Genomic DNA, 26,136 nt, shown 5'->3' on the forward strand with positions numbered 1-26,136 from the left:
GACCCGGTCCTAGAATGGACCGATGAGGTCTGCGACGGTCTGTGTCGGGCGGGACCGGGAACTCGGGGCGATCGCTGCACAACTCGCAGCGACCGCCACCGACGGCGCGCGGATCGTCGCGGTGTGCGGCGACGAAGGCATCGGGAAGACCACATTCGTACAAGCCCTCGCCGAAGCACACGACGGATCGGTGTGGTCGGCCAGCACTGCGCCGTGGGAGTCCGCAAGCGCCGGCGCAGTTCTCCACCAACTCTTCCGGCAAGACCTGCCGCACGACCCTCGCGAGGCCGCCGTAAAGATCGCCGAATATGCCTCGGCTGCAGCCGATTCCACCGGACCATGTGTGGTGATCATCGACGACGCGGAGCAATCCGATACACAGTCTTTGCAGGCCTTGACAACTGCGGTCCGCCATCATCGCAGTGTGCCGCTGCTTGTGGTCCTGACCATCACCGACCTGACATCACCGGCGACCGAGCTCGCCTCCGACATCGTGGTGCTCGACGGCCTCGACGCCGCGGCCGTCTATGAGCTCGCGTGTCACCGGGCAGTGGTGATCCATCCGGCGATGGTCGCGGAGCTGACCGAGCACACCGGTGGCAACCCACGGCATGTCACGGAGCTGCTCGATGAACTACCCGCCGGGGCCTGGGCCCATCCGGGCACAGCGCTGCCCGCACCGCCGCGGGTGGTCTCGCGGGTGCGTGCGCAGCTCGGCCAGTGCGGGCCGGAGGGACGGTCACTGATCGAGGCCTTGGCCATCCTCGGCGGATCCGGTTCGTTCACCGAGGCTGTGACACTTGCTGATTCGCCGTCACCGCTGACCGCCATCGACGAGGGCAAAGCCGCGGGCCTGCTCATCGATGCATCCGAACTCCGGCATTCCTACGGCGCCGTACTCCGAGATCGGCTGACCCGGGTCGCGGTCCTCGACATCATGGGCGCCGCCTCGGGAGGCCGCGCCCACCTGCGGGCCGCCGACATCGTCGACGATCCGGTCCGCAGCCTGATCCACCGCGTGACCGCCACCGCCACCACCGATGAGGAGCTGGCTGACGAGGCCGAGGTTCTGGCACGCCAACGCGGCATGGCAGGCGCCTGGTCGGAAGCTGCCGAACTCTTCAGGGCCGCCAGTCGCCTCTCGACCGACAAGTCGGCGCGCGAAGACCGTCTGACCCGCACCGCGGATTCACTGGTGGCAGCAGGCCATACCGCGGCGGCCCTCTCGCTGGTCCCTGATATCGAGGCAATGCCCGAGACAGCACTCGGTAATGCGGTGCTCGCCTATCTCGCGATCGTTCGTGGCCGCGCCGCCGAAGCCGAGATCCGGATGCAGCGGGCGTGGGACATCGTCGACAGCAGCACCGACCCCGAGGTGGCAGCACTCATCGCCCAGCGCCACGTCCTGCATTCGTTGAGTCGCTGCCGCGGCCACGAGGTGGTCGAATGGGTTGACCGCGCACTGGCTTTGGCGCAGCCCGACTCCCCCGCCGCCATCGAGGCGGAAGCGATCCGCGGCCTGGGTCTCGCGTCGGCAGGCCGGCCGGATCTGGCCGACGATGCCTATCGAGGCCTGGCACAGCGCGTGCACCCCGGCGTCCAGGCACAGCGTGTCAGTCTCGGCCGAGGCTGGCTCCAACTTGCCAACGACGACATCGACGGCGCCCGTACCAATCTCGAAACCGCCGTTGCCACCGCCCATATGGGCGGTTCCGCGCGAATCTCGATGTGGGCCTACGGCTGGCTGGCCCGACTGCAGTTCCTCACCGGCGATTGGGACCAGGCGCTGAGCACCGTTGCCGATGGTCGCCGGTTGGCCGATGCGAGCGGAATCGTGCTGGTCACACCACTGTTGGAATGGACTGCAGCCCAGGTCCATGTGTTGCGGGGGTCCTGGGACCACGCCCACGATGCCCTGCGTGCCGCCGAGACCGTCACGCGGGACTACGAGATCATGCGGGCACCGACGCTGATCGCCCGGGCCCAGATCGCCGAGGCGAACGCCGACTACGTAGCCGTGATCCGCGCACTGGATCCGGTCCGCGCCATGGCGCCGGGAACCGCGCTCGAACAGCCCGGCTTCTGGCCGTGGGCCGATGTTCTGGCCAATGCCCTGGTGATAGACGGGCAATTCGCCGCCGCCCAATCCCTGTTGGACACACAGGAAGAACTCGCAGGCAAGGCCGATCACCGGTCGACACTGGCCCGACTCGGATACGCACGCGGGCGACTTCTCGGAGCGTCTGGCGATCTCCCAGGCGCACGGCGGTCCTTCGAGAAGGCACTGTCGTTGCTTGACGGCCTACCGCTGCGCTACGACTTGGCGCGCGTCAATTTTGCCTACGGCCAGACCCTGCGCCGGGCAGGTAAGCGGCGGTCAGCGGACCCACTCCTGTCCGCCGCGCGCGACATCTACGCGTCATTGGGTGCAACAACATACTCCGAACGCTGCGACCGGGAACTGCGGGCCGGGGGCGTGAACGCCACCCTTTCACGCGCGGACGCCGGGCTGACACCCCAAGAAGGCGCGGTCATAAAGCTTGTTTCCCAAGGACTTACGAACAAAGAAGTGGCCGCAGAGCTCTACGTCTCACCCAAAACGGTGCAGTACCATCTCACCCGCATCTATTCGAAGCTCGGCTTGCGGTCGCGCGTCGAGCTGGCAAATCGGTACCACTAGCCCTCAGCGGTGTCTGCCGCCCAGATCGGTAGTCAGATCGGCCGCGACCTCGACGAGGAAGTCAGCAGTCTCTGCCGCAAAGGATTCGGCAGTCGACCGCGCCGATGACGTCGAGCAGGCCAGCGCGCCGACCACCGTTCCGCCGGCATCTCGCACCGGTGCCGCGAGCGAGATCAACCCCACTTCGAGTTCCTGTTCGGTCAACGCGTATCCGCGCGTCCGGATGTTTTCGAGCTCGCGTTCGAGGTCGGCGCCGGAAGCGACCGTCGACTCCGTCAATCGGTGCCCGAAGTCGGTCTGCTCGATGAGCGACTCCACAGCGGCCGGCGATGCCCAGGCCAGCAGAACCCGGCCCATCGATGTGGCGTACGCCGGGATCCGCGTCCCGACCGACACATTGATGCTCATGATCCGACGGACCGGGACACGCGCCGCGTAGACCACATCCGACCCGTCGAGCACACCCAACGATGCCGACTCATGGGTTGTCTCCGCGATTCGCAGCAGGTGGGGCATCGCGGTGTCTGCGAGCGAGTGGGACGCGGTGTAATGCTGCCCGATGCTCAGCACGCGAGGGGTCAGGGACCACCGCCCGCCGGATCCGGCGACGTAACCCAAACGCTGCAGTGTCAGCAGGATCCTGCGCACCGCAGGCCGCGAAAGTTCGGTGGCGGTGGCCAATTCGGCCAACGTCGGGTTCGGCCGATCGGCATCGAAAGCGAGGAGTACGGCAAAGCCGCGCTCGATGCTCTGGATGTAGTCCCGATCTCTGTCCACACCGATCTCGGTCACAGGTGTCCCTCCCGGTTGTCCGCGGGCTCCACCGTACGCATTGCGGGCAGACGGCGGGCCGTCAGGTGGCGGATTCTCCTGTTGTCGATCAGCGTGCGGATGCTGCACGGGCCACGTCGGCGGTGATGGCCGTCGCGGTCTTCAGCAGTTCGGGAAGCAGGTCGCCGCGCACGGCATCGAGGCTGTACCGCGCGGATTGGGTGGACATGTTCACCGCAGCGATCACCGAGCCGTCACGCCCATCGATCGGTGCCGCCAGCGAACGCAGACCCAATTCGAGTTCCTCGTCGACGATGCAGAACCCGTCGTGCCGGACCCGCTCGATCTCGTCCCGCAGTTCGGTGGTCGTGAGCTTGGTGCGTTCGGTCAGGGCGACCGGCGACACCCGATCGAGGTAATCGTCGAGGTCCGACGGTTCCAGACCCGCGAGCAGGACACGCCCCATCGACGTCGCGTATGCCGGGAATCGGGTGCCGATCGTGATGGACACCGCCATGATCCGGCTCACCGGCACGCGCGCCACGTAGACGATGTCGTCGCCGTCGAGTATCGACACCGATGCCGATTCGTGCACCGTGGCAGTCAGCGCTTCGAGATGGGGTCCGGCGACCTCCGGCAGCGACAGGCTGGACAAGTAGCTGTAACCGAGGTCCAGCACGCGCGGGGTGAGCCAGAAAGCAGTGCCGTCAGATCGCACGTACCCGAGATCGGCGAGGGTCAGAAGGAACCGTCGCGCAGCCGGCCGTGACAGCCCGGTGGACGCCGCCACCTCGCTGACGGTCTGCCGGGGATGGTCGGCATCGAACGCGCGGATCACCGCCAGCCCGCGGGCAAGTGACTGGACGTGGTCACCGGAGCCGGCGGTCATGAGCGCAAAATGTGGTCGCGGAGGAGCGCCGACACCGCGGCGGGCTGCTCTCGATTCACCAGATGCGCTCCGGGATCGAGGATTTCGAGTCGGGATCTTTCGATCCCGTCGACCAGAATCTGAAGTGTCGATGGTGGTGTCGAGGGATCCTGGGCTCCGGCGATCGCCAGCGTAGGCGCGGTGATCTTTGCGAGTTCATCGCGAGAATCCCAGTGAGCCAACGCCTCGCAGCAGGCCGCGTAGCCCTCATTGTCGGTGCCCTGCACCATCTTCAGTGCCATTTGCACCAACGCGGGATCAGAGGATGCCAGATCGCTCGTGAACCAACGGTCGACAACGGCCTCGGCGATGGATGCGGAGCCCTGTGCGCGGACGGTCGCCGCGCGCTCGAACCAGGCGTCGGGCTCACCGAACTTGGCCGCGGTACAGAGCAATGCCAATGTCTTCACGCGGGCCGTACAGGAGATGGCGAGTTGTTGCGCAATGGCACCGCCGAGCGAGAGTCCCACGGCGTGAAACCCGTTGACACCCAATTCATCCAGGGTGACGATCACGTCATCGGCAAGGTCGGCGACACTGTACGGTCCCACCGGCGTCGGCGAGGTTCCGTGCCCACGGAGATCGAGGGCGATGACCCGATTCCCGGCACGCGCCAGGGCCTCTCGCTGCGGATCCCACATCGAACGGTTCGAACCGAGAGACCCCAGTAATACAACCGTCTGTGCGGCGTCGCCGGCACCGCTCACCACATGACCTAACCGGACAGGCATCATCACCCTTTCGTTGTACGCTGATCGTACACTTGTACTATATGCGTACAAGCGCTACGGTGTCCATATGCTCGACAAAGTCATCAGCACCCCAGCCCAGGCCGTCAGCGACATCCCTGACGGCGCATCACTCGCCGTCGGCGGCTTCGGTCTGGTCGGTGTGCCGGAGGTCCTCATCAAAGCCCTACTCGAACAGGGCGCAACCAACCTCGAAACGGTGAGCAACAACTGCGGCACCAACGGGTTCGGTCTCGGCCTGCTCCTCAATGACCACCGCATCCGGCGGACGATCTCGTCCTACGTCGGGTCCAACGAGGAGTTCGCCCGGCAATATCTGTCCGGCGAACTCGAGGTCGAACTGACCCCGCAGGGCACGCTTGCCGAGCGCCTCCGCGCCGGTGGTGCGGGTATCTCCGCGTTCTTCACCCCGGCCGGTGTCGGCACTGCGGTGGCCGAAGGCGGACTGCCACTGCGTTACGACGGATCGGGGGGCGTCCTCCTGGCCAGTCCACCCAAGGAAACCCGGGTATTCGACGGCGAAACGTACGTCCTCGAGCGCGGCATCGTCACCGACTACGCACTTGTGCACGCATGGAAGGGCGATCGCCACGGCAATCTCGTCTTCCGCCGCAGCGCACGCAACTTCAATCCGCCTGCCGCGACCGCCGGGCGAATCACCATCGCCCAGGTCGAAGAGCTTGTCGAGCCCGGGGACATCGATCCAGATCAGGTACATGTCCCGGGTATCCACGTCCAACGCGTGGTTCACGTCGGCAAGGTCGAGGTGGGCATAGAGAACAGGACGGTACGAGCATGAGCTGGACACGCGCACAGATGGCCGCCCGGGTGGCCGCTGAACTAGAGGACGGTCAATACGTCAACCTCGGCATCGGCATGCCCACCCTTGTCCCGAGCTTCCTCCCGCCGGACATCTCCGTCGAATTGCATTCGGAGAACGGCGTATTGGGTGTGGGTCCGTACCCGACCGAGGAAGAACTCGATCCGGAACTCATCAACGCGGGCAAAGAGACCATCACTGTGAACCCCGGCGCCTCCTACTTCGACTCGGCCGATTCGTTTGCGATGATCCGCGGTGGACATGTCGATGTCGCAGTGCTCGGCGCCATGCAGGTCAGTGCCTGCGGCGATCTGGCGAACTGGATGGTCCCCGGCCAGATGGTCAAAGGCATGGGCGGTGCGATGGATCTGGTCCACGGAGCCCGCAAGGTCATCGTGATGATGGATCACCTCACGCGCAAAGGTGCCCCGAAGATCCTCGACACCTGCGACCTGCCACTGACCGGAAAAGCCTGCGTCCAAAGGATCATCACCGATCTCGCGGTCCTGGACGTCACCCCCGCCGGTCTGCGCCTGGTCGAACTCGCCCCCGACGTGACCTACGACGAACTCCAGTCAAAAACCGGCACGACCATCCTCGTCGACGCCGACGTCCCCGCCTGACCCCACAGAAGCACACGTTCCAGTCATAAGCACATGTTGCAACGTGTGCTTATGACTGGAACGTGTGCTTCTGTCGTCAGATCACACCGGCGATGGTGAGTGCTCTGCGAATCCGCGCACGCAACTGCTCAGGATTTCGGAAGTCGTCCCAAACCCAACGGATCACCAGCAGACCATCCTCACGTAGCCGATCCTCGCGGCGTTTCTCCCGGACCACGGCGTCCGCCACCGATTCGCCGGGACGGCGATGCTTTTCGTACTTCACCCGACCGTCGAACTCGCCGACCACCTTTCCGTCCCAGTCGAAGTCGACTCGGGCAATCAATCTCCCCGACTCGTCGCGGTACTCGGTCTGTAGCGCCGGAACCGGAACGCCCACCCATTCGATGAACAGGGCCCGGCTCACGGACTCGCCGACGGACTCCGCGTTTCGATCCGCGACGTCGAGCGCCCGGCGCAGTACTGCGATGCCGCTGGTGTTCGACAACCTGCTCACAACTGCTTCGAGTTCTCGGCGGTCGACGCCCAGACGAAGCGCATGGTCCAGGACCACCACCGCCTGCGTGAACGACCCCTGACGCGCAATGTCGCATGCAGTAAGCGCCAACTTGGTCAGCAGCACCCCGTCCACGATGGCCACATCCGACGTCGTCAACATTCCTGCGCCTTTGTGCAGGTGCACCTCACGGCCGACGCGCCCGCCGGCGCGGACGTAGAAGTGGACGCGACTCTGGTCAGGCGCAAACTGGTTCAGCCCGTGGATCACCGCGGCCGACGAGTGGCTGACAACCCGGGTCGTCGATCTGCCGGCAACCGCTTTCACCAGTTCGCGGTAGGCCTCGTCGTAGATCGGGTCGTCGGCGTTCTCGTCGGGATCGACAGGCCGGTACACCCCGCGGGTTACCCGTACCAGCTTTCCCTGGCGCCTCGCCCGCCGCAGTTCGGCCTCATCTCCACCGCCATGAACAAATGTGTTCCGGCGAATGAGGCCATCTGAATCGGGGGTGAGGTCCATAGAAGCCGATGATGGTCGATCACCAGTACCGAAACCTGCGACGTTCTTCGGTTTCGTCGCGACTGTGGATCACCCCGCCAACTGGGGACAACGGCAAAAGCACACGCTTAAGTCATAAACACATGTTTGAACGTGTGCTTATGACTGGAGTGTGTGCTTCTGGGTTGTGGCGCAGTCTATTTGATCGACGAAGGGTGCTTGGCCAGCGGATGGATGTCGATGTTCATGTAAGGGAACAGCGGGAGGTTCCACAGCAGGTCGTGGAGTTCGTCCGGGGTCTCGACGTCAAAGATGCTGACGTTGCTGTACTTTCCGGCGATCCGCCAGATGTGTACCCACTTGCCCTGACGCTGCAGATCCTGCGAGTACGCCTTCTCTTTCGCGAGTGTCTGCGCCCGAACCTCGGGGTCGAGGTCGCGGGGGATGTCGACGTCCATGCGTACATGGAATAGTGCCATTGCTGTGTACCTTTCGGATTTTCCGCGGATCAGTCCCGGGTCAATTTGTCGACCATGTCCATATCGAGTTCTACGCCGAGTCCCGGGCCTTCCGGCAACCGAACCTGGCCGTCGCCGTACCGCAGCGGCTCCTGCAGGATGTCAACGGCAAAGAGCAGCGGCCCGAAGAGTTCGGTCCCGAAGTTGATGCCCGGCTCACTGCAAGCGAAGTGGATCGATGCCGCGGTTCCGATCGGTCCCTCGATTGAGGTCGCCCCGTGGCAGGCGATGCCTGCAGCCTTGGCGATGGCAGCGATTTCACGACTGCGCGCCAGGCCACCGCACTTGGTGGTCTTGATGGCGATGACATCGGCGGCACCGAGGCGGACCACCTCGAGTGCGTCATGCGGCGTACTGACACTCTCATCGGCCATGATCGGTATCGGCAGAAGATGATTCAGTTCGGCGAGGACGTCGATCTGCTCCCCCGGCGTCGGCTGCTCGATGAGTTCGACACCACCGTCGGCCAGACGCGGAAGATACTTCAACGCGGTGAACCGATCCCAGCGAGCGTTGACGTCGACGCGCACGCCCGCGCGCCCGCCGAGTCCGTCGACGATGTCGAGAATCCGCCGGGTGTCGACCTCGGGTTCGAGGGCACCCATCTTCAGCTTGAAGCTGAAATGCATTCGGGTATCGAGCTTTTCCATCGCCTCGTCGAGGATCTCTGCGACCGGTGCGGCGCCGAGCGCCCAGGTCACGTCGACGCTGTTGCGAAAGGCTCCGCCCAACAATGTGTGCACCGGGACATTCAGACACCGCGCCCATGCATCGTGTAAGGCGATCTCGACGGAGGCTTTGGCGAACCGTGCATTTGCCACCACCCGCTCGATGTCGAGCATGATCTTGGTCAGGTCATCGACGGTGCGGCCCAACAGAATCGGGGTGATGTACTTCTCGACGATGACCTGCATCGTCTCGACCGATTCACCGCCCCACCACGGACCGCCCGGGACAACACCTTCGCCGTGACCGACCACTCCACCGTCCGTCTTGATCGACACCAGCAGGATCGGCTGGGCGTCCATCGAGGTGGTCGCGAATTTGTGGCTGCGGACCAGGGGGACGTCGATGATCCGGGTTGCGACCTCGACAATCTTCAGATCAGGCACTGGGCGCTACTTTCCCGCCGGATCGAGCGCAAAGTCGTAGCCGACGTGGTTCTTGCCGTCGTCACCGAGTGTCGGCGACAGGATCAACTCGGGCTTGGTGGCTGATGCGACGTCGCTGTCGATCCATTCTCCGCCGTCGAAGTAGAGCTGGGTGGTGACGGACTCTTTGCCCGGGGCCGAGACGATCAGGTGCAGGTGCGCCGGACGCCACGGGTGACCATTCTGGGCAAGAACGAATGCACCGGTCGGCCCATCGGTCGGAATCTGGTACGGCGCAGGCTGAATCGTGGTGATCTCGTAGCGACCTTCGGCATCGGTGATGATCTTGCCGCGCAGGTTCCACTGCGGCAGATGATCGGCGAACTGCGAGTAGTAGCCGTCTGCGTCGGCGTGCCAGAGTTCGATGATCGCGCCGTCGATGCCCTTGCCATCGAGATCGGTGACCTGACCGCCGAACACCAGGAGCGTCTGCTCGCGGTCCACATCCCGCATCGGCAGGGTGCAGACCGAGGGCAGTTCCGGAGCATCCGCGACGTAGTAGGGACCCTCGATGCTGCCCTTGGTGCCCTTACGGCTTCGAGCCAGCACCTCTTCGACGGCGTGCTCGATGAAGACGTCGAGGAACAGGGGCCATTCGCCGCCCTCACCGACATCGATCAGCCATTGCTTGAGCACGCGGTACTCGGGATAAGTGACGTTGTGGTCGAGGATGACCTTGTGCAGGGCCGACAGCGCATCCTTGGCGATGGCGGCGACCCGCTCGGGTGAGGTGTCGGCACTGACCCGCTCGTTCTTGAACTTGTCGGTGGCAGCAGTGCCGGAACCGACCGCGGACGGGCTGTTGAAATCGGTGGTTGTCATGAGGATCTCCCAGGTCGCAGACTTTGTGTGTACGCATTGCGTACGTCTGGATCGCATTGCGTACTCACACTGTGCGGCCAATCACACCGGCTTGTCAAGTACCTCCCCGACCACACCGCTCATCGGATGTCGAAATGCAGCCCCGCCCAGCCGCGACAACGGCCGCCGCCGCCGCGCTACTTCTCGGTGTGCGAATCCTTGCGATCGCGCTGACTTCGAAGCGTTCAGCTGCGACGGGTGGTCGGGGCGAGGCGGGCCATCCCGCGAAGGATCCACGGTGTCCGCCTCGCCATCATCCCCACGGCGAGGTCCGTTCGGCGCATCGCGAGACGAGGGCCGGGGGTCGAGGCGGACGCGAGTACGGCCTCGGCCGACCTCTTCCGCGCATCATGCCGATCGACCGCCAGGAGTTGCCACATGCCGGGCACGCCGCGCAACTCGACGCTGCCGCGGACCTCAAAGCCTGTGCCCGAGCCGACGACCAGGTCACGGACGGTGCCCGAGACGAGGATGTCCCCGGCACCGGCCTGGCCGAGGATCCGCGCCGCGATGTGTACGGCGAGTCCCCCGATGTCGTTGTCGAGCAGTTCACACTCGCCGGTGTGGATTCCCGCGCGGATCTCGATGCCCAGCGTCTCGGCGTCAGAACGCAATGCCTCGGCACACCGAATCGCCTGCGTTGGACCGTCGAACGTGGCGAGGTGCCCGTCGCCGGTGTTCTTGACCAGCGTGCCGCCGAAACGTTGGGTGACCGCGATGGTCATCTCACCAAAGCGTGCCAGCACCGCCCGCCACCGCTCGTCACCCGCTGCCGCAGCGTGTCGGGTCGAGGCAACCATGTCGGTGAACAACACGGTGCGCAGCGCGCGATGGGATTGCGCAGGCGCGGCATGGCTACCGGTGAGGAACTCCTCGATCGCGGCCAAGATCCTGTCGGGACCGGTGATCCAGGGCGCGTGGTCCATGCCGTCGACTTCGAGCCACCGCGCCTCCGGGATGTGGTCGGCGAGATAGCGGCCGCATTGCACCGGCATGCAGTCCTCACGGGCATGAATGACCAAGGAAGGCACGGTGATCGTCGGCAGGATGGTCCGGATATCGATCCGAAAAACCGATTCGGCCGTTGCCCGCACCATCCCGGGGCTTGCGCTCATCCGCTCGAACATTGCGAGCTGGCGTATCGACCGGACTGACGGGAACATGCACTTGGCTGCCGCACCGGTGCCCCACTCCGAACGGGTCGCGCGTCCCAATTTCTGAAGGCGGACGATCTGCTCGGTCGACGGAAGGTAGTCCGCACCGGTCCCGGACAAATCCTCACCGGCGTCGAAAACGAAGCGCTTCCGCACCTCCGCCGGATCTCGATCGAGGTCGTCCCAACCGGTTGCCATGAACGGGTAAGCGCCGTAGAGGATCAACGCCCGCGTTCGCTCTGGCCGTTTCGCCGCGAACAGGATCGAGGCCGTGCCTCCCTCGCTCATACCGAATACGGCGGCCTTTCCGAAGCCGGCGGCGTCCATGACGGCCTCGATCTCCGTCACCCGATCATCCAATGTACGAACTTTCGCCACCGGATCCGACAGCCCGACCCCTGCCTTGTCAAACAGTAGGACGCGACAGAACGTGGCGAGTTGGTCGAAGAAGGCCTTGAATTCGGGCAGAGTCCAGAACAGCTCGATATGGCTGACGAAAGGCCCGACAAAGACGAGGTCGACGGGTCCATCGCCGAACACCTGGTAAGCCAGACTCAGATCGCCGCAGGGCGCGTACGAGGTTTCTGGCACGGCCTTGATCCTACGGTCTCCACACGCTACAGACAACGACGCGAAACCGGTTCGGCACCAGTATCGAGCGAGTATCGACAACCTTCGCGATTCCTGTCGGACAATTCAAAAACATTGCGGAGCACCAATATTGGATGCAGATGACCCATGAACGACCGCGGCGCCTAACGCACCATCCGCACGGCCAGTTCGCCGTACGCCTGACCCAGCGCCACCGGATCGCGATGACTCCGGGTCGGGAACCATCGGCACACGTCGACGCACAACGACGACAACGCCAGCACCGCATCGTCGGCGGCAGCGACGGAGAACTCCCCCGAGTCGACACCACGGCGCACGATCGCCGCGAGTACCGCCGAGGTGTCGCGGCGGATGGCGGTGATCGTCAGATAGTGCTCGCGGGTGAGTTCGTGCAGTTCGTACTGCACCACCTTCGCCAGTTCGTGTTGCTCGGCCTGCCATCGCGCAAACTCGCCCACCACAGCCCGGAGCCGATCACTGTCAGACAAAACAGGCTCGTCAACCGCGCGCAGCGCGGCCAGCACACCGCGGTGCCCCTCCAAGGAGATCGCGTACAGCAGTTCCTCTTTCGACCCGAAGTGCGGGTACATCGCCGCCGGACTCATGCCAAGCCGCTTGGCGATCTCGCGGGTCGACGTGCCGGCATAGCCCAGTTCGGCGAACGAGGCGATCGCCGCCTGGCGGATCCGTTCCGCTGCAGCCGAGCCGCGGGCGTTCGTCACAGCCATCTGGCGACCTCGTTCTCCCGATCGTGGCCCGGTTGACCCGATCGCATTGTCGAGGGCATCATAAGCGAACGCTTAGTAAATAAGCGATCGCTTGGTTTGAAGGAGTCCCATGGCCACCCCACTGTCCCGTCGCGACCTCGAGTTCATGCTCTACGAATGGCTCGATGTCGAGAAGCTGACAACCCGTGACCGGTTCGCAGAGCATTCCCGGGAGACCTTCGACGCGATCCTCGAACTCAGCGAAGACCTCGCCACCAAGCGCTTTGCCCCGGTCAACAAGATCGGCGACCAGAACGAACCGTTCATCGGGGACGACGGCAAGGTCGTGCTGCCGGACGGCATCGGGGCCGGCATCGACGAGTTCGTCAAAGCCGGACTGCTGTCGGGCTCGTTCGATGAATCACTGGGCGGCATGCAGCTGCCCACCGTTGTCAACAGGGCCGCGATGGCGTGGTTCCAGGCCGCCAACGCAGCGATGTCGTCGTATACGTTCCTCACCGTCGGCAACGCGAATCTCGTCGCCGAGTACGGCTCCCCCGAGCAGATCGACACCTGGGTGCGACCCATGGTCGAAGGCCGATACTTCGGCACGATGTGCCTGTCCGAACCGCAGGCCGGATCGTCGCTCGCCGACATCACGACCAAGGCCGAACCGATGTCCGACGGCACCTACCGGATCACCGGGACCAAGATGTGGATCTCGGCAGGCGATCACGAATTGTCTGAGAACATCGTCCACCTGGTCCTCGCCAAAGCGCCCGGCGGCGGCCCGGGGGTCAAGGGGATCTCGCTGTTCATCGTTCCCAAATATTTGACCGACGGTACCCGCAACGACGTTGCGCTCGTCGGCCTCAATCACAAGATGGGCAACCGCGCGACCACGAACACCCTCCTGAACTTCGGAGACGGAACCCACTCTCCCACACCGGAATCGGGCGCGGTGGGCTATCTCGTCGGCACGGAGCACCGCGGCCTGTCGTATATGTTCAAAATGATGAACGAGGCCCGGATCGGAGTCGGCTTCCTCGCCACCTCACTGGGTTACGCCGGCTATCTCGCCTCGCTCGAATACGCCAAGGTGCGGGCACAGGGCCGACCGGTCGATCAGAAGGACCCGGCGTCGCGGCCCGTCCCGATCATCGAGCACGCCGACGTCAAGCGGATGTTGCTGGCCCAAAAGTCTTATGTCGAAGGCGCTCTCGCTCTCGGCCTGTACTGCAGCAAACTGGTCGACGAGCAGAGCACCAGCACCGGAGAGGACCGGGATCGCGCCGGCCTTCTTCTCGACGTCCTCACCCCGATCGCAAAGAGTTGGCCATCCCAGTGGTGTCTGGAGGCGAACAGCCTGGCGATCCAGGTCCTCGGCGGCTACGGCTACACCAAGGAATACGACGTCGAGCAGTACTACCGCGACAACCGGCTGAACCCGATCCACGAAGGCGCGCACGGCATCCACGGACTCGACCTCCTCGGCCGCAAGGTCGTCATGCAGGGTGGTGCCGGGCTCACGCAGCTCGCCGAGACCATCGGCGACGCCATCCACCGTGCCACCGACGATGATGCCGCCTCCGTGTACGCGGCAGACCTCCGAACTGCCCTGGACCAGCTGGTCACCACAACCACAACCGTCTGGTCGTCGGGCGATCCCGCACTCGCGCTGGCCAATGCAACCGCCTACCTCGAGGCTGCCGGCCACATCGTGATCGCCTGGATGTGGCTCGAACAGCTGCTCGCGGTCGGCTCCAAGACCGGCGACTTCTACGACGGCAAACGCGCTGCGGCCCAATACTTCTTCCGCTACGAGCTGCCCAAGACCGCCGCACAGCTGTCGCTGGTCGCCGCGCTCGACCGCACCACCCTCGATGCCCGGCCGGACTGGTTCTGACCGGCGATCGGGCACAGATGTCAATCGGTGACGCCACCGCCACCGCCGAAGTCGAGAGTTACAGGAGCACAATGCGTTACGTTGCAGTCGGAGACAGTTTCACCGAGGGAGTCGGCGACGAACCCGACGGTGTGAACCCGCGTGGTTGGGCAGATCTCGTCGCAGCAGGGCTTGCCGCGGAACACGGCAGCGCCGACTACGCGAATCTCGCGATCCGCGGTCGCCTGCTCGCGCCCATCGCCACCGAGCAGATCGATGCGGCGCTGTCGATGGACCCGCTGCCGACGCTGCTCACGTTCAACGGCGGCGGCAACGACATGCTGCGCCGAGGCAGCGACCTCCCCGGCCTCATCGAACTGACCCGCACCGCAGTGCGGCGGTGCCGCGATGCCGGGATCGAGGTCGTCCTACTCGCCGGCGCCGACCCGTCCGATGGGCTGCCGATGCGCGAGAAGATCCGCGGACGCGGCGAGTACCTCACCACCGGGGTCGCCACCCTCGCCCACGCCGAAGACATCACGTTTGTGGACATGTTCCACGACAGCGAGATCCGCCGCGCGGTCTATTGGTCTGATGACCGTCTGCACCTGAACCCGATCGGGCATCAACGGGTGGCGGCCCACATCCTCCGCGCGCTCGGTGTCCACACGATCCCGGTACCCGACCGACCCACCGACGCCGACAAGCGACGGGTCATCGAGAACATGCGCTTCGTCCGCAGTCATCTGGCGCCGTGGGCGATCAGACGGCTGCGTGGCAGGTCATCGGGCGACAATCGCTCGGCCAAACACCCCACGTGGGTGAGGGTGAACGCGTCCGACGTCCACCGGTCCGTCGACGGCGCCAACACACCCTGATTCGGTGACCACTTTCGGCCCCGAGAGCGGGGCCGAAGGGCAATACGCCCTCGGAGGTCACCGAGGTGGATGAAGTTGGGCCGGAGTAGTGCATGCAAGTCCGCGACTCGGCGTGCGGTGGTAGGAAGGATCACGTGGAGCGGTGGGTCGCCTCAGGCCGGAGACGGAAGAAGGTCAGGTCGACGCCGTTCCGTGAGAAGAACGGCACCAAGCCGTTCAACGCCTCGGGGGTCGCGCAGGTGGGTCCGCGCCGCTTCGTCTTCGTCGACAATCGGGACCCGGGCGCGCTCTTCGAATTCACGCTCGACGTCGACGGTGCACAGGTCGACAAAGTTCGGCGGCGCCCACTGGTCGGCATTGCCGATGGGATATTGCGCGATCCCGAAGGCCTCACCAGCATCGAATGCCAGGGCGAGACCTACCTCGTCATCGCGTCGTCATTCAGTGTCGCGGGCGGCGGCGGGTCCAGACGCGAAAAGGTCAACGACGGGTTGGTGCGAGTCCGCTACACCTCTGATGGTGACCTCCACGCGGATGCCATGCACGGATTCCGCGCGTGGCTACTGGCCAACGAACCCTCGCTCGCCGTACTCGGCGACCGCGAACCGGACGCGGGCGGACTCAACGTTGAAGGCCTGGCCTGGGATCCGCGCGCGAGCACGCTCGTGTTCGGGCTGCGAGGTCCCGCGAATCCCGGAGGAATCGCGGTCGTGGTGATCCGCGTCGCTGCCGGCGCAGCCTCGTGGACAACGGCGTCGATCGAGGCTCCATCCATCCTCCGCGCACGCGTCGCGCGCTCGATCGCGAGACAGGGCATCCGGGATATTTCCTATGACGAGCGAACCGGCGACTTCCTGATTCTGTTGGGGCGTGCGATCAGTCGAGACAACGAACCGTTTCAGCTGTGCAGGTGGAACGGCCGGAGCGACGAGGTCCTGCTGCTTGATGTTGACTTCCATCGATCCATGAAGCCAGAAGGCATCACGACGTTTTCCAGCGGCGGCGCGAACAAGATCCTCATTGTCGACGACGATGGCGGGTACGCGGTACTCGGTCGCACCGATCACGTGAAGAAGAGTTTGGACTCGCCGGAATCCTGATGAACTCTCGGTTCGCCTGACGGCGTGGGGTCGGACCCGAACTTCGTACTCAGACCGGTCCGTATGCTGACCAAGTTGAAATAGCCACTGAAGGTGAACGTGTCCGGCGTCTCGATGGGAACTACCGAAAACTCTTCGGCGCTTTCGTTGTTATTCGCCGCACAGGTGTAGAGCAACTTGTGCCCTTGGCTCGACACAATCGAGCTAGCATGGAGCAAACGGTCGAAAGCCTTACTGGTAACCGACTTTCCCGATCCGAGATCGTCGAAGCACCACAGATCCGAATCGTCGACAACGGGCGGACGTCGGCGATGGACGACCTCGAAATTCACCGGATTCGGTGTACCCGCCGGAATCCCCTCAGAATTGCCGGCATGCAGACAGTCGTTGGTGACGTCGTCGCGAATGTAGGCCCCGTCTGCGTCCGGCAGTCCGGCGCAAAGATAGCCGGCCGATCCGGCCAATCGCAATTGCTTCCGAACCACCCCCAACTCCGCTGACGCGTTGGGCACACCGAATCCGTTCAGCAGCGCCTCCATCTTTTCGATCATCGGATGCAGCACGGTCTCCTGGGTAGCGCGACCGAACACAGTGTCTCGATAGGTCCTGATTTGACCGATCAATTGCGCCCGGCGTGCCGGGTCGTTGCGCACCAGCTTCGCGATCAGCCCACTGGTGTCGAGCTTGAAATGTCTGGTGGGTTGGAGAGTTTGGTCGAGGCCCCACGGGATCATCTTGAACTTGACGTCGTCCTCACCAGGTACTGCCACGGCTTCCGTGTCGTTGTAGACATAGGTGTTGTTGGTGTTTCTGGAGTAGCCGTCCCAATGTTTCAGAAAAAATTCCATCGCATTGATCCGGATGAACTGATCCAGGTCGAATACCTCGCTCGCCCCGGCCAGTCCGTGTTCGTCGATATGGTCGATGGCGACCCGTAGGTCGGCCTTGTCCTCGAATTCGGAAAGCGACTCCACCCCGATGAACTGCAACCGGCTGCTGACGAAATCGTCGTTGTGTTCGAGTTCGTACAGGTTCCCCTTCATGTTGCCGTTGAAGTTGCGCTCGATATAGCGCGGCATGATCGGTTCTGCGTTGACGAAGACGCCCGGACTGTTGACGCCCGCGAACCCTTGGCCGATTGGCTTGCCGTTCACCAAGACCCGGGCGAAGTTGCATCGCGAGTTGGGCAGGCCGGCCATGGCGAGCAGTTTGTAGCCCAGCGGCTGCCGAATGTAAGAGGGATCCTGGATGGAATTGTTGAGGGTCAGATAGCGTGACCCGATGAGCTGGTTGATGACCGGAACGTTGGCCTTACGGAATTTTCCGAAGTCGATGTGAAGGCACGGCTTTTCGCTGCTGATCGAGCCGCAGAACGATTTCTTCTTGATGCCGACCTCGGTGAAGGTGGTTCGAGCGGGGAAACGGGTTCCCTCAATCTCGACCGAAATTGCCTTTTGCCATGTGTACCGGCTGCCGCCGGACCAGTCGAAGTTGCACCTCCCACCGGCCGGCTGCTCGGTTCGCACTGCATCCCAGTCGTTTTGCGACATCGAAATCTTGATCGTCAACACGTTGTCAAGCGCGTAGAGGGAATCGAGGGCTTGCTGTTCTTGAGCGCTCATTGTCGGACCCCTGTGCGTAGGTGCAAGCTCACGACACGGCCATCCCTATCCGTAGCCAAGCGCCCAGCCTGCACATGCGGCGCAGTCGACTGAATCCGACGGTAGTCGATTCCCTGCGGCGCATCGTGAGTACTCGACTACTCGATCCGGCGACTGGAGTTACCTCAATTCACACCCGCGTCGACGAACCGAGAGCCGGGAGCGCGACAAGCCGGTTCTTCAGGGGCATCCCCCCGAGCGTGAAGGGCGAGAACTCAACTCCCGTACATGAATTGAGTGCGACGGTCCGAAATGCACCTGGGGTGACCGCGCCGAGACGCGAGGCCGAAAACAACACTCACGCGTTCGTATGAGCGCTGCTGATTTGCCACCTCATGGGGATCGGCCACCCATACGCTGCGCCGGTGAAGATCCTGGTCGTAGTACTCGTAGCCCTACTGATGTTCGCCGGCACAGGGGTGGCAACCGCCGACGCCCGAGGGCCGGAATACGTTGCGCTCGGCGACTCGCGTGCCGCCGCGCCGACGTGGATGTCGGTTCTGATCGGCGACCATTGCGGCCGGACCGCAGATGCATATCCGGTGAAAGTGGCCGCCCTGATGGGTCTCACCTACCGCTCGGTGGCCTGCATCGGCGCCACCTCCGCCAACGTCCTCGAAGGGCAGCAGATGCTCGCGGTTCGGCCGCTGCCGCCGCAAGTCGATGCGCTGTCGAAGACCACGAAACTCGTCACGCTGTCGATCGGGGGCAACGACATCGACTGGTGGGGGTTGATCTCATCCTGTTTCCCGTCGTTGCCCATTGCAGACGCTCGCTGCCGCACCAGCGCCGCTGTCGGCGCGGCGATCGACACGAAACTTGCGGCACTACCGGCCAAGCTCGATGCAGTACTCGCCGAGATCGGCCGCCGATCGCCGAAGGCGCGCGTTGTGGTCGTCGGCCATGGCGGCTATTTCGGATACTTCGGACCGCGGGGTTGCGTGCCGCAGGCGAACATCTCGGCCGCCGATTCGATGTTCGTCGGCAGGTTCTTCGAGCGATTCGACGGTGTGCTGTCGTCGGCCGCGCAGAGGGCCGCCGCTACCCATGTCGACATCGTGGCGGCAGCGGTCGGGCATGACGTGTGCACCGGGGCGAAGAGATGGTTCGAAGGGAACGCACCCCGATCAGCGACCCAGGTCCGGCACCCGACACCGCTGGGATCGTCGAACATGGCCCGGCTGATCGTTGCCCAACTCGATTCCACGATGTAGGCACGTCCGAGTTTCCTTGAGCGGTCGGGTTGCCAGAGTTCCCAAGGCCCTGCGAACGACACTGTGCCGACGAACAATGGGGAGTGTCCAGCCCTCAACGGGAGGACCGGATACCGCATAGGAGGCACTGATGAAGGCGCTTGTGTATCACGGACCCGGCAAGAAATCGTGGGACGACGTCCCCAACCCGACAATCAAACATCCGACCGACGTGATCGTGAAAATCGATACGACCACGATCTGCGGCACGGACCTCCACATTCTCAAGGGCGACGTGCCGGCGGTCGTCGAGGGGCGCATTCTCGGCCATGAAGGCGTGGGCACCATCACCGAGATCGGCGATGCGGTGACCACACTGAACGTGGGCGATCGCGTCATCCTGTCGTGCGTGAGCGCCTGCGGACGGTGCAGCTTCTGCAAGAACGGTGTCTACTCCCACTGCCAGGCCGATGAGGGGGCGCCCGGGATCGGCTGGATCTTCGGACATCTCATCGACGGAACCCAGGCCGAATACGTCCGGGTGCCGTTCGCCGAGACCTCGGTGTACAAGCTGCCCGACGGGGTCAGCGACGCCGAAGGCGTGCTGTTGTCGGACATCCTGCCCACCGGTCACGAGATCGGCGTTCAGTACGGCCGGGTGAAGCCCGGTGACGTGGTGGCGGTGGTCGGCGCAGGCCCGGTCGGCCTGGCCGCGATGCTCACAGCCGGCCTCTACGGCCCCTCCCGGATCATCGCCATCGACCTGGACGCGAACCGTGTTGCAGAGGCGAAGAAGTTCGGGGCGACCGACGGGGTGGTTTCCTCCGACGCGGACTGGAAAGAACAGGTCGTGGCGCTCACGGACGGGCTCGGGGTCGACGTCGCGATCGAAGCCGTCGGTATCCCCGCCACCTTCACGATGTGCCTCGACATCGTTCGCCCGGCGGGCACCGTCGCCAACGTCGGCGTGCACGGCACCGGGGTGAACCTCCCACTCGAGACCCTGTGGATTTCGAATATCGCCATTTCGATGGGGTTGGTCAACACGAACACCACCGACACCCTGCTGAAGATGGTCGCTTCGAAGAAGCTCGACGCGACACCGTTTGTCTCCCACACGTTCGCACTGAACGACATTCTCGAGGCCTACGACATCTTCGGGCGGGCCGCGGAGACGAAAGCACTGAAAGTGGTACTGACCACCTGAGTCACCGCCCAACCCACAACAAAAAGGCAGGCCAGAGAAAATATCCTCTGACCTGCCTCTTATGGGTGGAGCTAAGGGGATTCGAACCCCTGACCCCCACACTGCCAGTGTGGTGCGCTACCAGCTGCGCCATAGCCCCGTATTCGGTTTTCGCAAGCTTTGCGGCTAATTTCTCCGCTCTGCTTGCTCGACCGAAATTACACCATCAGCGTGAGCCCGACCAAATCCGCTCGTCGGCGGGACCCGGTCGGGCCCCACCGCTCAGCCGTTGTCGGAGCTGATCAGCTGCTCGACCCATTCCGGTCCACTGGTGACCGTGACCTGCTTGCCGTCGCGGAGCACGCTGGGTGTGCCCACCTGACCGCCGAGCGCGTCGGACAGCTCTTCCTGCGACTGCTTGGCAGAAGCCTGCGCAGCGGCCACCTCAGCGCCGTCCGCGATGCACTGCTGCGTCGCCTCATTGGCACCGACATCTTTGGCGTAGGCGGCCAACGCCTTATTGTCGTGGTCGACGTCACCTTCGGCGGGCTGCTCCTCGAAGAGCTTCGAATGGAAGGCCAACTGGACGTTCTGGTCCTCACCGTCCGCCACACACTTCATCGCCCCCGCGGCGCGCGAGCTGTAGTCACCCGACCCGGATCGCTTGTCCAGGAAGTTCAGCATGTGATAGCGGACCTGCAGCTGGCCGCTGTTGATCGCATCGGTCAGCGCCGGACCCGAGGACTCCTCCAGGTTGCGGCAGGCGGGGCACTGGAAGTCTTCGAACAAATCGATCGTCGTGGGTGCCGCCGCGTCACCCGCGGTGAAGGTGGCACTCGATGCCAGGGCATTGACGTCTGCAGTTCCGCTGTCGCGGTTGCTGTTCCAGATGATCCCGCCGATCACCACGGCGGCGATGACCACCACGGCCAGTCCGGCCAGGATGTAGGTCGTGGTGCTCGACTGTGCACGGGGCTGGTAGTTACCGCCCGACACCTTGGGCACCGACTGCTTCTTCTTGTTGCTCACTTTGTCCTCACCGAACCGATTCTCACCGACTGAAGTCACCGCGCGACACACGCGCATCGCCTACCAGGGTATCGAGCGACGCCTGAGAACAATCTGAGCAGATCCGCCGATGGCCCGGCGTACGATCGCGAGGTGTCGCCGCGAATACCTCCGCATGAGCAACCCCATCCGCCCCAATCCGGGCGCAGCGAGGCCACTCACACCCATGCCGACGTCGCAGGCGGACGCCTACGCGCGGCCACCTTCGGTGCGATGGATGGCCTGGTCACCAACATCAGCCTGGTCGCAGGCGTCGGTGCGGCCGGAGCGTCGGGCCACACGATCATCCTCAGCGGGGTGTCCGGCCTCGCGGCAGGCGCCTTCTCGATGGCGCTGGGTGAATACACCTCGGTGACCACCCAGAACGAACAGATCGACGCCGAAGTCGCGGTCGAACGCCGCGAACTCGCCAAACACCCCGAAGCCGAACTGAACGAACTGATCGAGACGTTTGTCGACATGGGAATGAGCGAGGACACCGCACAAGCCGCCGCAACCGAGGTCCACGAAGACACCGAGCGGGCCGTGTATCTGCACTTGACCCACGAGCTCGGCGTCGACCCTGAGGACAAGCCGTCGCCGATCGTCGCGGCCGTCTCATCATTTGCAATGTTCTCCGTCGGTGCGGTGGTCCCGCTGATCACCTACCTGTTCGGATTCGAGTCGCTGACCGCCGCCCTCGTGGTCGGCGCGATCGGACTGCTCCTGGCAGGTGGAATTGCCGCGCAGTTCACCAACCAGCCGATCTGGAAAGGTGCACTGCGACAACTCGCCTTCGGCGTGATCGCCGCCGCTGCAACCTATCTCGTCGGTTACCTGATCGGCGTCCCGGCATCCGGTTGATTTGAGGGCATCGGCTCAGCCCAGGACACCATCGACAAGTTCCTGCGCCTGCGCCTGCACTTGCGCCAAATGCTCTGGCCCGTTGAATGATTCGGCATAGATCTTGTAGACGTCCTCGGTACCCGAGGGCCGCGCGGCGAACCAGGCATTCTCGGTGGTCACTTTCAATCCACCGATCTTTGCCCCGTTACCCGGCGCCTCGGTCAGGATCGCGGTGATCGGCTCACCGGCGAGTTCGGTCGCGGTGACCTGAGCCGCCGAAAGCTTCGCCAGCTTGGCCTTCTGCTCTCGGTCGGCCGGAGCATCGATGCGCGCATACGACGGCGAACCACCATGCTGCTGCGCCAATTCCGCGTAACGCTGCGAAGGCGTCTTGCCGGTCACCGCCAGGATCTCCGAGGCCAGCAGAGCCAAGATGATGCCATCCTTGTCGGTGGTCCACACAGTGCCATCGGTGCGCAGGAACGACGCCCCGGCACTCTCCTCACCACCGAAACCTACTGAGCCGTCGAGGAGTCCGGGTACAAACCACTTGAATCCGACCGGCACCTCGATCAGGTTCCGCCCGATACCGGCAACAACGCGGTCGATCATCGACGACGACACCAGCGTCTTGCCCACCGCCGCACTCGGCGACCAACCGCCGCGATGGGTGAACAGATAGTCGATGGCAACGGCCAGGAAGTGATTCGGATTCATCAGTCCACCGTCCGGGGTCACGATGCCGTGCCGGTCGGAGTCGGCATCGTTGCCGGTGGCGATGTCGTACTGATCGCGCGCACTGATCAGCGAGGCCATCGCGTTCGGTGAGCTGCAATCCATCCGGATCTTGCCGTCGGTGTCGAGGGTCATGAACGAAAATGCCGGATCCACAGAGGGATTGACCACGGTCAGGTTCGGCAAGTCGTAGCGGCGTCCGATCTCTCCCCAGTAACCGACCGAGGCACCACCGAGTGGGTCGGCACCGATTCGGACACCTGCGGTCCGGATGGCCGCCATGTCGATCACCGACGCCAGGTCGTCGACGTACGCGGCGAGGTAGTCGTAGGTTCCGTAGAACTCCGATTTCTGGGCACGCTCGAAGGGGATCCGTTTCACACCGGACAATCCGCTGCGGAGCAGCTCGTTGGCGCGGGCGGCGACCAAGCCGGTGATGTCGGTGTCCGCCGGGCCACCGTTGGGTGGGTTGTATTTGAAACCGCCGTCACGGGGCGGATTGTGCGACGGGGTGACAACGATGCCGTCGGCCTGCGGGCCACTGCCCCGATTGTGGGTCAGGATCGCGTGGCTCAACGCCGGCGTCGGAGTGAAACCGTCTCGGCTGTCGACCAGGACCCGGACACCAGCTGCAACCAGGACCTCGATCGCGCTCTGCCAGGCAGGCAGTGAGAGGGCGTGGGTGTCGCGGCCGATGAACAGTGGCCCGGTGATGCCTGCACCGGCCCGGTACTCGACGATGGCCTGCGTGGTCGCCACGATGTGATCTTCGTTGAACGCGTTGTCCAGACTCGATCCGCGATGGCCGGAAGTACCGAAAACTACTTGCTGCAAAGGGTTTTCAGGATCTGGTTTGCCGGAATAGTAGGCATCGAACACAGCCGACACATCGATCAGATCTTCCGGCAACGCCACGGTTCCCGCGCGCGGATGAGCCATTGGTCTTTCCTTCCGGTTGTGCTGCAGCGAACCGGCGAACCGTCCGCTGCGTCCTGGCGACTTCGACTGGACGCCCTGAATTCTGCCACCGATCGTCCTTGCAGGTCGGGTGAGCGGGCTACACTCCACCGTAGAAATGTCGCGCCCGGTAGCATTCCGGTCCGACGAAACCTCGGTTGGGGGACGGAGGGGCACCATGCGTGTTCGGAAACCGATGAGACGGCGAATCCTGCGAAGCCTTGCCGCCGTTGCACTCACCGCTGCAGCAGTCGCCGGCTTCACCGCGGCCCCGGCGGGCGCGGCACCGTTCATGCCGGCCCCCAACAGCGACCCGTTCTATGCCGCGCCCGGCAATCTGAACTCGGCAGCCAACGGACAGGTACTCAAGGTGCAGAACCTGAGCAGCCCGTTCCCGGGGTCCACCGCCCAGAAGATCCAGTTCCGGACCACCAACTCCGCCGGTGACCCGATCGCCGCGGTGACGACGCTCCTCGTCCCCGACGGCGGTGGCCGCCACGACCTGCTCTCCTACCAGCCGTTCACCAACTCCCTCGGTCTGCAGTGCGCACCGTCGCACCAGCTGTTCTCCGGCGGGTTGCAAGAACAACAGTTGATCGCATTGGCCCTGGCCCGGGGTGTCGCGGTCAACGTGCCCGACCACCTGGGCCCCACCAGCGCGTACGGCGCGGCCAGGCTGGGCGGCACCATCACTCTCGATTCCATCCGCGCGGTGCAGTCCGACGCCCGATTCCGGGTCGGCACGACCCCCACCGTGCTCGCCGGATACTCCGGTGGCGCGATGGCCAGCGCGTTCGCCGCGGTCCTCGAACCGACCTATGCCCCTGAACTGAACCTCGTCGGACTCTCCGCAGGCGGAACCCCCGTCAACCTCGATGCCATCGCCCGTACCCTCGGCGTCACCGCAAACCCGCTGTTCGGGCTGGGCTTCGCCGCGTCGGTCGGTCTGGAACGCGAATACCCGGCCGAACTCCCCCTGTCCCGACAACTCAACGGACGGGGTACGGCTTTGGCGAACCAGATGCGCAATGCCTGCACCCAACAGATCATCGACGCCGGGGCAGGACTCAAGATCTCCGATGTCGTGACCGGCGGACGTCTGCCGGATGATCCGGCCGGTACCGCCGCCCTGAACCTGAACAGTGTGCAGATGGTTCCCGAGGTACCGCGGATTCCCGTGCTGCTTTATCAGGGCGCCGACGATCAACTCACCCCCACCTCACGAGTTCTCGCCACCGCCGCGAAGTGGTGCAGCCAGGGCACCCGGGTGCAGACGCTCATCCTGCCCGGCGACCACGGGTCGACGATCGCAACGGGTGTGCCGTTTGCCTTGGCGTTCATCAACGATCGACTGACGGGCGCGCCCGCACCGAGCACGTGCTGATCCCCGGCCGAAAACCGAGGGCATCGGTCCTGGTGCTGCCGGGCGGCACCGACTCGTCCCACGAGCCGTACAGCCGGAAACAACCTGCGGCGTTGCGCATGTACCCGTTCACGTTGTCGCTCACCGCGCTGCCGGATGTGGCCGTCCGCCAAGCCGTGTACGAGGTATACGGCTGGAACGGCGACGAGAACAGCCCGATGGCCAGGGCCCAGCAGGCACTCGACCGTCTGCTGCAGGCCGCACCCGACGCCCCGGTAATCGTCATCGGGCATTCGATGGGTGGCCGCGTGGCCGCTCGGCTGGCCGCCGACAAACGGGTGGCCGGAGTACTCGCGTTGGCACCGTGGTGGCAGCACGGAGATTGGCGTTACATCAACATCGACGCGAAAGTGCTTGCGCTACACGGAACCGCGGACATCCGAACGTATCCGAGTCGCACCGCCAAGGGTATCGCCGAGCTGCAGGAACGCGGCGTGGATGCGACCTACGTGCCGATCGAGGGCGGCGGCCATGCCCTCCTCGACCACGTATGGACCTGGCAATCGACCGCGGTGCGGTTCGTCCGGAGCTTCGGCTGAGCCGGTGTCACGGGCGGCATCGGCCGATTTGCCCGTAAATGTCCCGGGACTGGGCTTTCTTGGCCGTTTGCAGCTGACTACACAGCGAACCCACAGGAAGTATCTGGACGATCAGACC

23 protein-coding genes and 1 tRNA gene are annotated in these 26,136 nt (G+C 64.2%); 11 read left to right on the plus strand and 13 right to left on the minus strand.

The window, feature by feature from the left end; genetic code table 11:
* Positions 1–22: 22 nt before the first annotated feature.
* Positions 23–2,680: a helix-turn-helix transcriptional regulator gene (locus AC1TQG_RS01930; protein ID WP_482135267.1), complete on the plus strand. Its 2,658-nt coding sequence runs from the start codon at positions 23–25 to the stop codon at positions 2,678–2,680.
* Between the two features lie 3 nt (positions 2,681–2,683).
* Here the strand turns inward: AC1TQG_RS01930 and AC1TQG_RS01935 are convergent, their stop codons facing one another.
* The 3 genes from AC1TQG_RS01935 to pcaD all read right to left on the minus strand — a co-directional run bounded on the left by AC1TQG_RS01935 (position 2,684) and on the right by pcaD (position 5,086).
* Positions 2,684–3,472: an IclR family transcriptional regulator domain-containing protein gene (locus tag AC1TQG_RS01935; RefSeq protein WP_482135268.1), complete on the minus strand. Its 789-nt coding sequence runs from the start codon at positions 3,470–3,472 to the stop codon at positions 2,684–2,686.
* Positions 3,473–3,560: 88 nt separating this feature from the next.
* Complete coding sequence (locus tag AC1TQG_RS01940; RefSeq protein ID WP_482135269.1) at positions 3,561–4,340, minus strand: IclR family transcriptional regulator domain-containing protein; 780 nt, start codon at positions 4,338–4,340, stop codon at positions 3,561–3,563.
* Complete coding sequence (gene pcaD / locus AC1TQG_RS01945) at positions 4,337–5,086, minus strand: 3-oxoadipate enol-lactonase (RefSeq protein ID WP_482135270.1); 750 nt, start codon at positions 5,084–5,086, stop codon at positions 4,337–4,339. Before pcaD ends, AC1TQG_RS01940 begins: the two co-directional genes overlap by 4 nt.
* A gap of 91 nt (positions 5,087–5,177) precedes the next feature.
* On the opposite strand from pcaD, the gene AC1TQG_RS01950 reads away from it, so the two are divergent.
* Together AC1TQG_RS01950 and AC1TQG_RS01955 are read left to right on the plus strand one after the other, a co-directional pair.
* On the plus strand, positions 5,178–5,927 hold the full coding sequence (locus AC1TQG_RS01950; protein WP_482135271.1) for a CoA transferase subunit A: 750 nt from the start codon (positions 5,178–5,180) through the stop codon (positions 5,925–5,927).
* Positions 5,924–6,571 (plus strand): CoA transferase subunit B, encoded by a 648-nt coding sequence (locus AC1TQG_RS01955; RefSeq protein WP_482135272.1) that lies wholly within the window; start codon positions 5,924–5,926, stop codon positions 6,569–6,571. The genes AC1TQG_RS01950 and AC1TQG_RS01955 overlap by 4 nt, the downstream gene beginning before the upstream one ends.
* 76 nt (positions 6,572–6,647) lie before the next feature.
* On the opposite strand, the gene AC1TQG_RS01960 is transcribed toward AC1TQG_RS01955, so the two are convergent.
* From AC1TQG_RS01960 to AC1TQG_RS01985, 6 genes are all read right to left on the minus strand, one after another.
* Positions 6,648–7,586, minus strand: a complete 939-nt coding sequence (locus AC1TQG_RS01960) for a type IV toxin-antitoxin system AbiEi family antitoxin domain-containing protein (protein WP_482135273.1) — start codon at positions 7,584–7,586, stop codon at positions 6,648–6,650.
* 176 nt (positions 7,587–7,762) lie between these two features.
* The gene (gene catC, locus AC1TQG_RS01965) at positions 7,763–8,044 is read right to left on the minus strand and encodes a muconolactone Delta-isomerase (protein WP_482135274.1); all 282 of its coding nucleotides are present in this window, start codon (positions 8,042–8,044) and stop codon (positions 7,763–7,765) included.
* A 29-nt stretch (positions 8,045–8,073) separates the two neighbouring features.
* Positions 8,074–9,195 (minus strand): muconate/chloromuconate family cycloisomerase, encoded by a 1,122-nt coding sequence (locus tag AC1TQG_RS01970; RefSeq protein WP_482135275.1) that lies wholly within the window; start codon positions 9,193–9,195, stop codon positions 8,074–8,076.
* A 6-nt stretch (positions 9,196–9,201) separates the two neighbouring features.
* The gene (gene catA / locus AC1TQG_RS01975) at positions 9,202–10,056 is read right to left on the minus strand and encodes a catechol 1,2-dioxygenase (protein WP_482135276.1); all 855 of its coding nucleotides are present in this window, start codon (positions 10,054–10,056) and stop codon (positions 9,202–9,204) included.
* 224 nt (positions 10,057–10,280) lie between these two features.
* The gene (locus AC1TQG_RS01980) at positions 10,281–11,840 is read right to left on the minus strand and encodes an adenylate/guanylate cyclase domain-containing protein (RefSeq protein ID WP_482135277.1); all 1,560 of its coding nucleotides are present in this window, start codon (positions 11,838–11,840) and stop codon (positions 10,281–10,283) included.
* A gap of 164 nt (positions 11,841–12,004) precedes the next feature.
* A complete protein-coding gene (locus AC1TQG_RS01985; protein WP_482135278.1) occupies positions 12,005–12,589 on the minus strand; it encodes a TetR/AcrR family transcriptional regulator in 585 nt (194 codons plus the stop codon).
* A gap of 109 nt (positions 12,590–12,698) precedes the next feature.
* On the opposite strand from AC1TQG_RS01985, the gene AC1TQG_RS01990 reads away from it, so the two are divergent.
* The 3 genes from AC1TQG_RS01990 to AC1TQG_RS02000 all read left to right on the plus strand — a co-directional run bounded on the left by AC1TQG_RS01990 (position 12,699) and on the right by AC1TQG_RS02000 (position 16,431).
* Positions 12,699–14,474 carry an acyl-CoA dehydrogenase gene (locus AC1TQG_RS01990; protein ID WP_482135279.1) on the plus strand — a complete coding sequence of 592 codons (1,776 nt, stop codon included), beginning with the start codon at positions 12,699–12,701 and terminating at the stop codon, positions 14,472–14,474.
* Between the two features lie 71 nt (positions 14,475–14,545).
* Positions 14,546–15,331 carry an SGNH/GDSL hydrolase family protein gene (locus AC1TQG_RS01995; RefSeq protein ID WP_482135280.1) on the plus strand — a complete coding sequence of 262 codons (786 nt, stop codon included), beginning with the start codon at positions 14,546–14,548 and terminating at the stop codon, positions 15,329–15,331.
* Positions 15,332–15,465: 134 nt separating this feature from the next.
* Positions 15,466–16,431, plus strand: coding sequence for a DUF3616 domain-containing protein (locus AC1TQG_RS02000; RefSeq protein ID WP_482135281.1), 966 nt, complete (start codon positions 15,466–15,468; stop codon positions 16,429–16,431).
* On the opposite strand, the gene AC1TQG_RS02005 is transcribed toward AC1TQG_RS02000, so the two are convergent.
* Positions 16,395–18,053 carry a CotH kinase family protein gene (locus AC1TQG_RS02005; protein ID WP_482135282.1) on the minus strand — a complete coding sequence of 553 codons (1,659 nt, stop codon included), beginning with the start codon at positions 18,051–18,053 and terminating at the stop codon, positions 16,395–16,397. The two genes, AC1TQG_RS02000 and AC1TQG_RS02005, sit on opposite strands and share 37 nt — an antisense overlap.
* A gap of 404 nt (positions 18,054–18,457) precedes the next feature.
* Between AC1TQG_RS02005 and AC1TQG_RS02010 the strand changes: the two genes are divergently transcribed.
* Together AC1TQG_RS02010 and AC1TQG_RS02015 are read left to right on the plus strand one after the other, a co-directional pair.
* Positions 18,458–19,306: an SGNH/GDSL hydrolase family protein gene (locus tag AC1TQG_RS02010; RefSeq protein ID WP_482135283.1), complete on the plus strand. Its 849-nt coding sequence runs from the start codon at positions 18,458–18,460 to the stop codon at positions 19,304–19,306.
* Positions 19,307–19,436: 130 nt separating this feature from the next.
* Positions 19,437–20,492 carry a zinc-dependent alcohol dehydrogenase family protein gene (locus AC1TQG_RS02015; protein WP_482135284.1) on the plus strand — a complete coding sequence of 352 codons (1,056 nt, stop codon included), beginning with the start codon at positions 19,437–19,439 and terminating at the stop codon, positions 20,490–20,492.
* 66 nt (positions 20,493–20,558) lie between these two features.
* On the opposite strand, the gene AC1TQG_RS02020 is transcribed toward AC1TQG_RS02015, so the two are convergent.
* Together AC1TQG_RS02020 and AC1TQG_RS02025 are read right to left on the minus strand one after the other, a co-directional pair.
* Positions 20,559–20,631, minus strand: a tRNA-Ala gene (locus tag AC1TQG_RS02020).
* Between the two features lie 122 nt (positions 20,632–20,753).
* Complete coding sequence (locus AC1TQG_RS02025; RefSeq protein WP_482135285.1) at positions 20,754–21,500, minus strand: DsbA family protein; 747 nt, start codon at positions 21,498–21,500, stop codon at positions 20,754–20,756.
* A gap of 132 nt (positions 21,501–21,632) precedes the next feature.
* Between AC1TQG_RS02025 and AC1TQG_RS02030 the strand changes: the two genes are divergently transcribed.
* Positions 21,633–22,382: a VIT1/CCC1 transporter family protein gene (locus AC1TQG_RS02030; protein WP_482135286.1), complete on the plus strand. Its 750-nt coding sequence runs from the start codon at positions 21,633–21,635 to the stop codon at positions 22,380–22,382.
* Between the two features lie 15 nt (positions 22,383–22,397).
* Here AC1TQG_RS02030 and pgm read toward each other — a convergent pair whose 3' ends face one another.
* A complete protein-coding gene (gene pgm / locus AC1TQG_RS02035; RefSeq protein WP_482135287.1) occupies positions 22,398–24,038 on the minus strand; it encodes a phosphoglucomutase (alpha-D-glucose-1,6-bisphosphate-dependent) in 1,641 nt (546 codons plus the stop codon).
* Between the two features lie 214 nt (positions 24,039–24,252).
* Between pgm and AC1TQG_RS02040 the strand changes: the two genes are divergently transcribed.
* On the plus strand, positions 24,253–25,440 hold the full coding sequence (locus AC1TQG_RS02040) for a lipase family protein (protein WP_482135288.1): 1,188 nt from the start codon (positions 24,253–24,255) through the stop codon (positions 25,438–25,440).
* A complete protein-coding gene (locus AC1TQG_RS02045) occupies positions 25,440–26,018 on the plus strand; it encodes an alpha/beta hydrolase (protein ID WP_482137228.1) in 579 nt (192 codons plus the stop codon). Before AC1TQG_RS02040 ends, AC1TQG_RS02045 begins: the two co-directional genes overlap by 1 nt.
* Positions 26,019–26,136: the final 118 nt, after the last annotated feature.

Source organism: Williamsia sp. Y844 (genome assembly GCF_056786475.1).

Excerpts from the sequence above, each read along its gene's own strand:
- AC1TQG_RS02015 (WP_482135284.1), top strand. The coding sequence starts at position 19,437 with ATGAAGGCGCTTGTGTATCACGGACCCGGCAAGAAATCGTGGGACGAC.
- catC (WP_482135274.1), bottom strand. The coding sequence starts at position 8,044 with ATGGCACTATTCCATGTACGCATGGACGTCGACATCCCCCGCGACCTC.
- pgm (WP_482135287.1), bottom strand. The coding sequence starts at position 24,038 with ATGGCTCATCCGCGCGCGGGAACCGTGGCGTTGCCGGAAGATCTGATC.
- AC1TQG_RS01960 (WP_482135273.1), bottom strand. The coding sequence starts at position 7,586 with ATGGACCTCACCCCCGATTCAGATGGCCTCATTCGCCGGAACACATTT.
- AC1TQG_RS02040 (WP_482135288.1), top strand. The coding sequence starts at position 24,253 with ATGAGACGGCGAATCCTGCGAAGCCTTGCCGCCGTTGCACTCACCGCT.
- AC1TQG_RS01940 (WP_482135269.1), bottom strand. The coding sequence starts at position 4,340 with ATGACCGCCGGCTCCGGTGACCACGTCCAGTCACTTGCCCGCGGGCTG.
- AC1TQG_RS01930 (WP_482135267.1), top strand. The coding sequence starts at position 23 with ATGAGGTCTGCGACGGTCTGTGTCGGGCGGGACCGGGAACTCGGGGCG.
- AC1TQG_RS01995 (WP_482135280.1), top strand. The coding sequence starts at position 14,546 with ATGCGTTACGTTGCAGTCGGAGACAGTTTCACCGAGGGAGTCGGCGAC.
- AC1TQG_RS01985 (WP_482135278.1), bottom strand. The coding sequence starts at position 12,589 with ATGGCTGTGACGAACGCCCGCGGCTCGGCTGCAGCGGAACGGATCCGC.
- AC1TQG_RS01990 (WP_482135279.1), top strand. The coding sequence starts at position 12,699 with ATGGCCACCCCACTGTCCCGTCGCGACCTCGAGTTCATGCTCTACGAA.
- AC1TQG_RS02005 (WP_482135282.1), bottom strand. The coding sequence starts at position 18,053 with ATGAGCGCTCAAGAACAGCAAGCCCTCGATTCCCTCTACGCGCTTGAC.
- catA (WP_482135276.1), bottom strand. The coding sequence starts at position 10,056 with ATGACAACCACCGATTTCAACAGCCCGTCCGCGGTCGGTTCCGGCACT.
- AC1TQG_RS01955 (WP_482135272.1), top strand. The coding sequence starts at position 5,924 with ATGAGCTGGACACGCGCACAGATGGCCGCCCGGGTGGCCGCTGAACTA.
- AC1TQG_RS01950 (WP_482135271.1), top strand. The coding sequence starts at position 5,178 with ATGCTCGACAAAGTCATCAGCACCCCAGCCCAGGCCGTCAGCGACATC.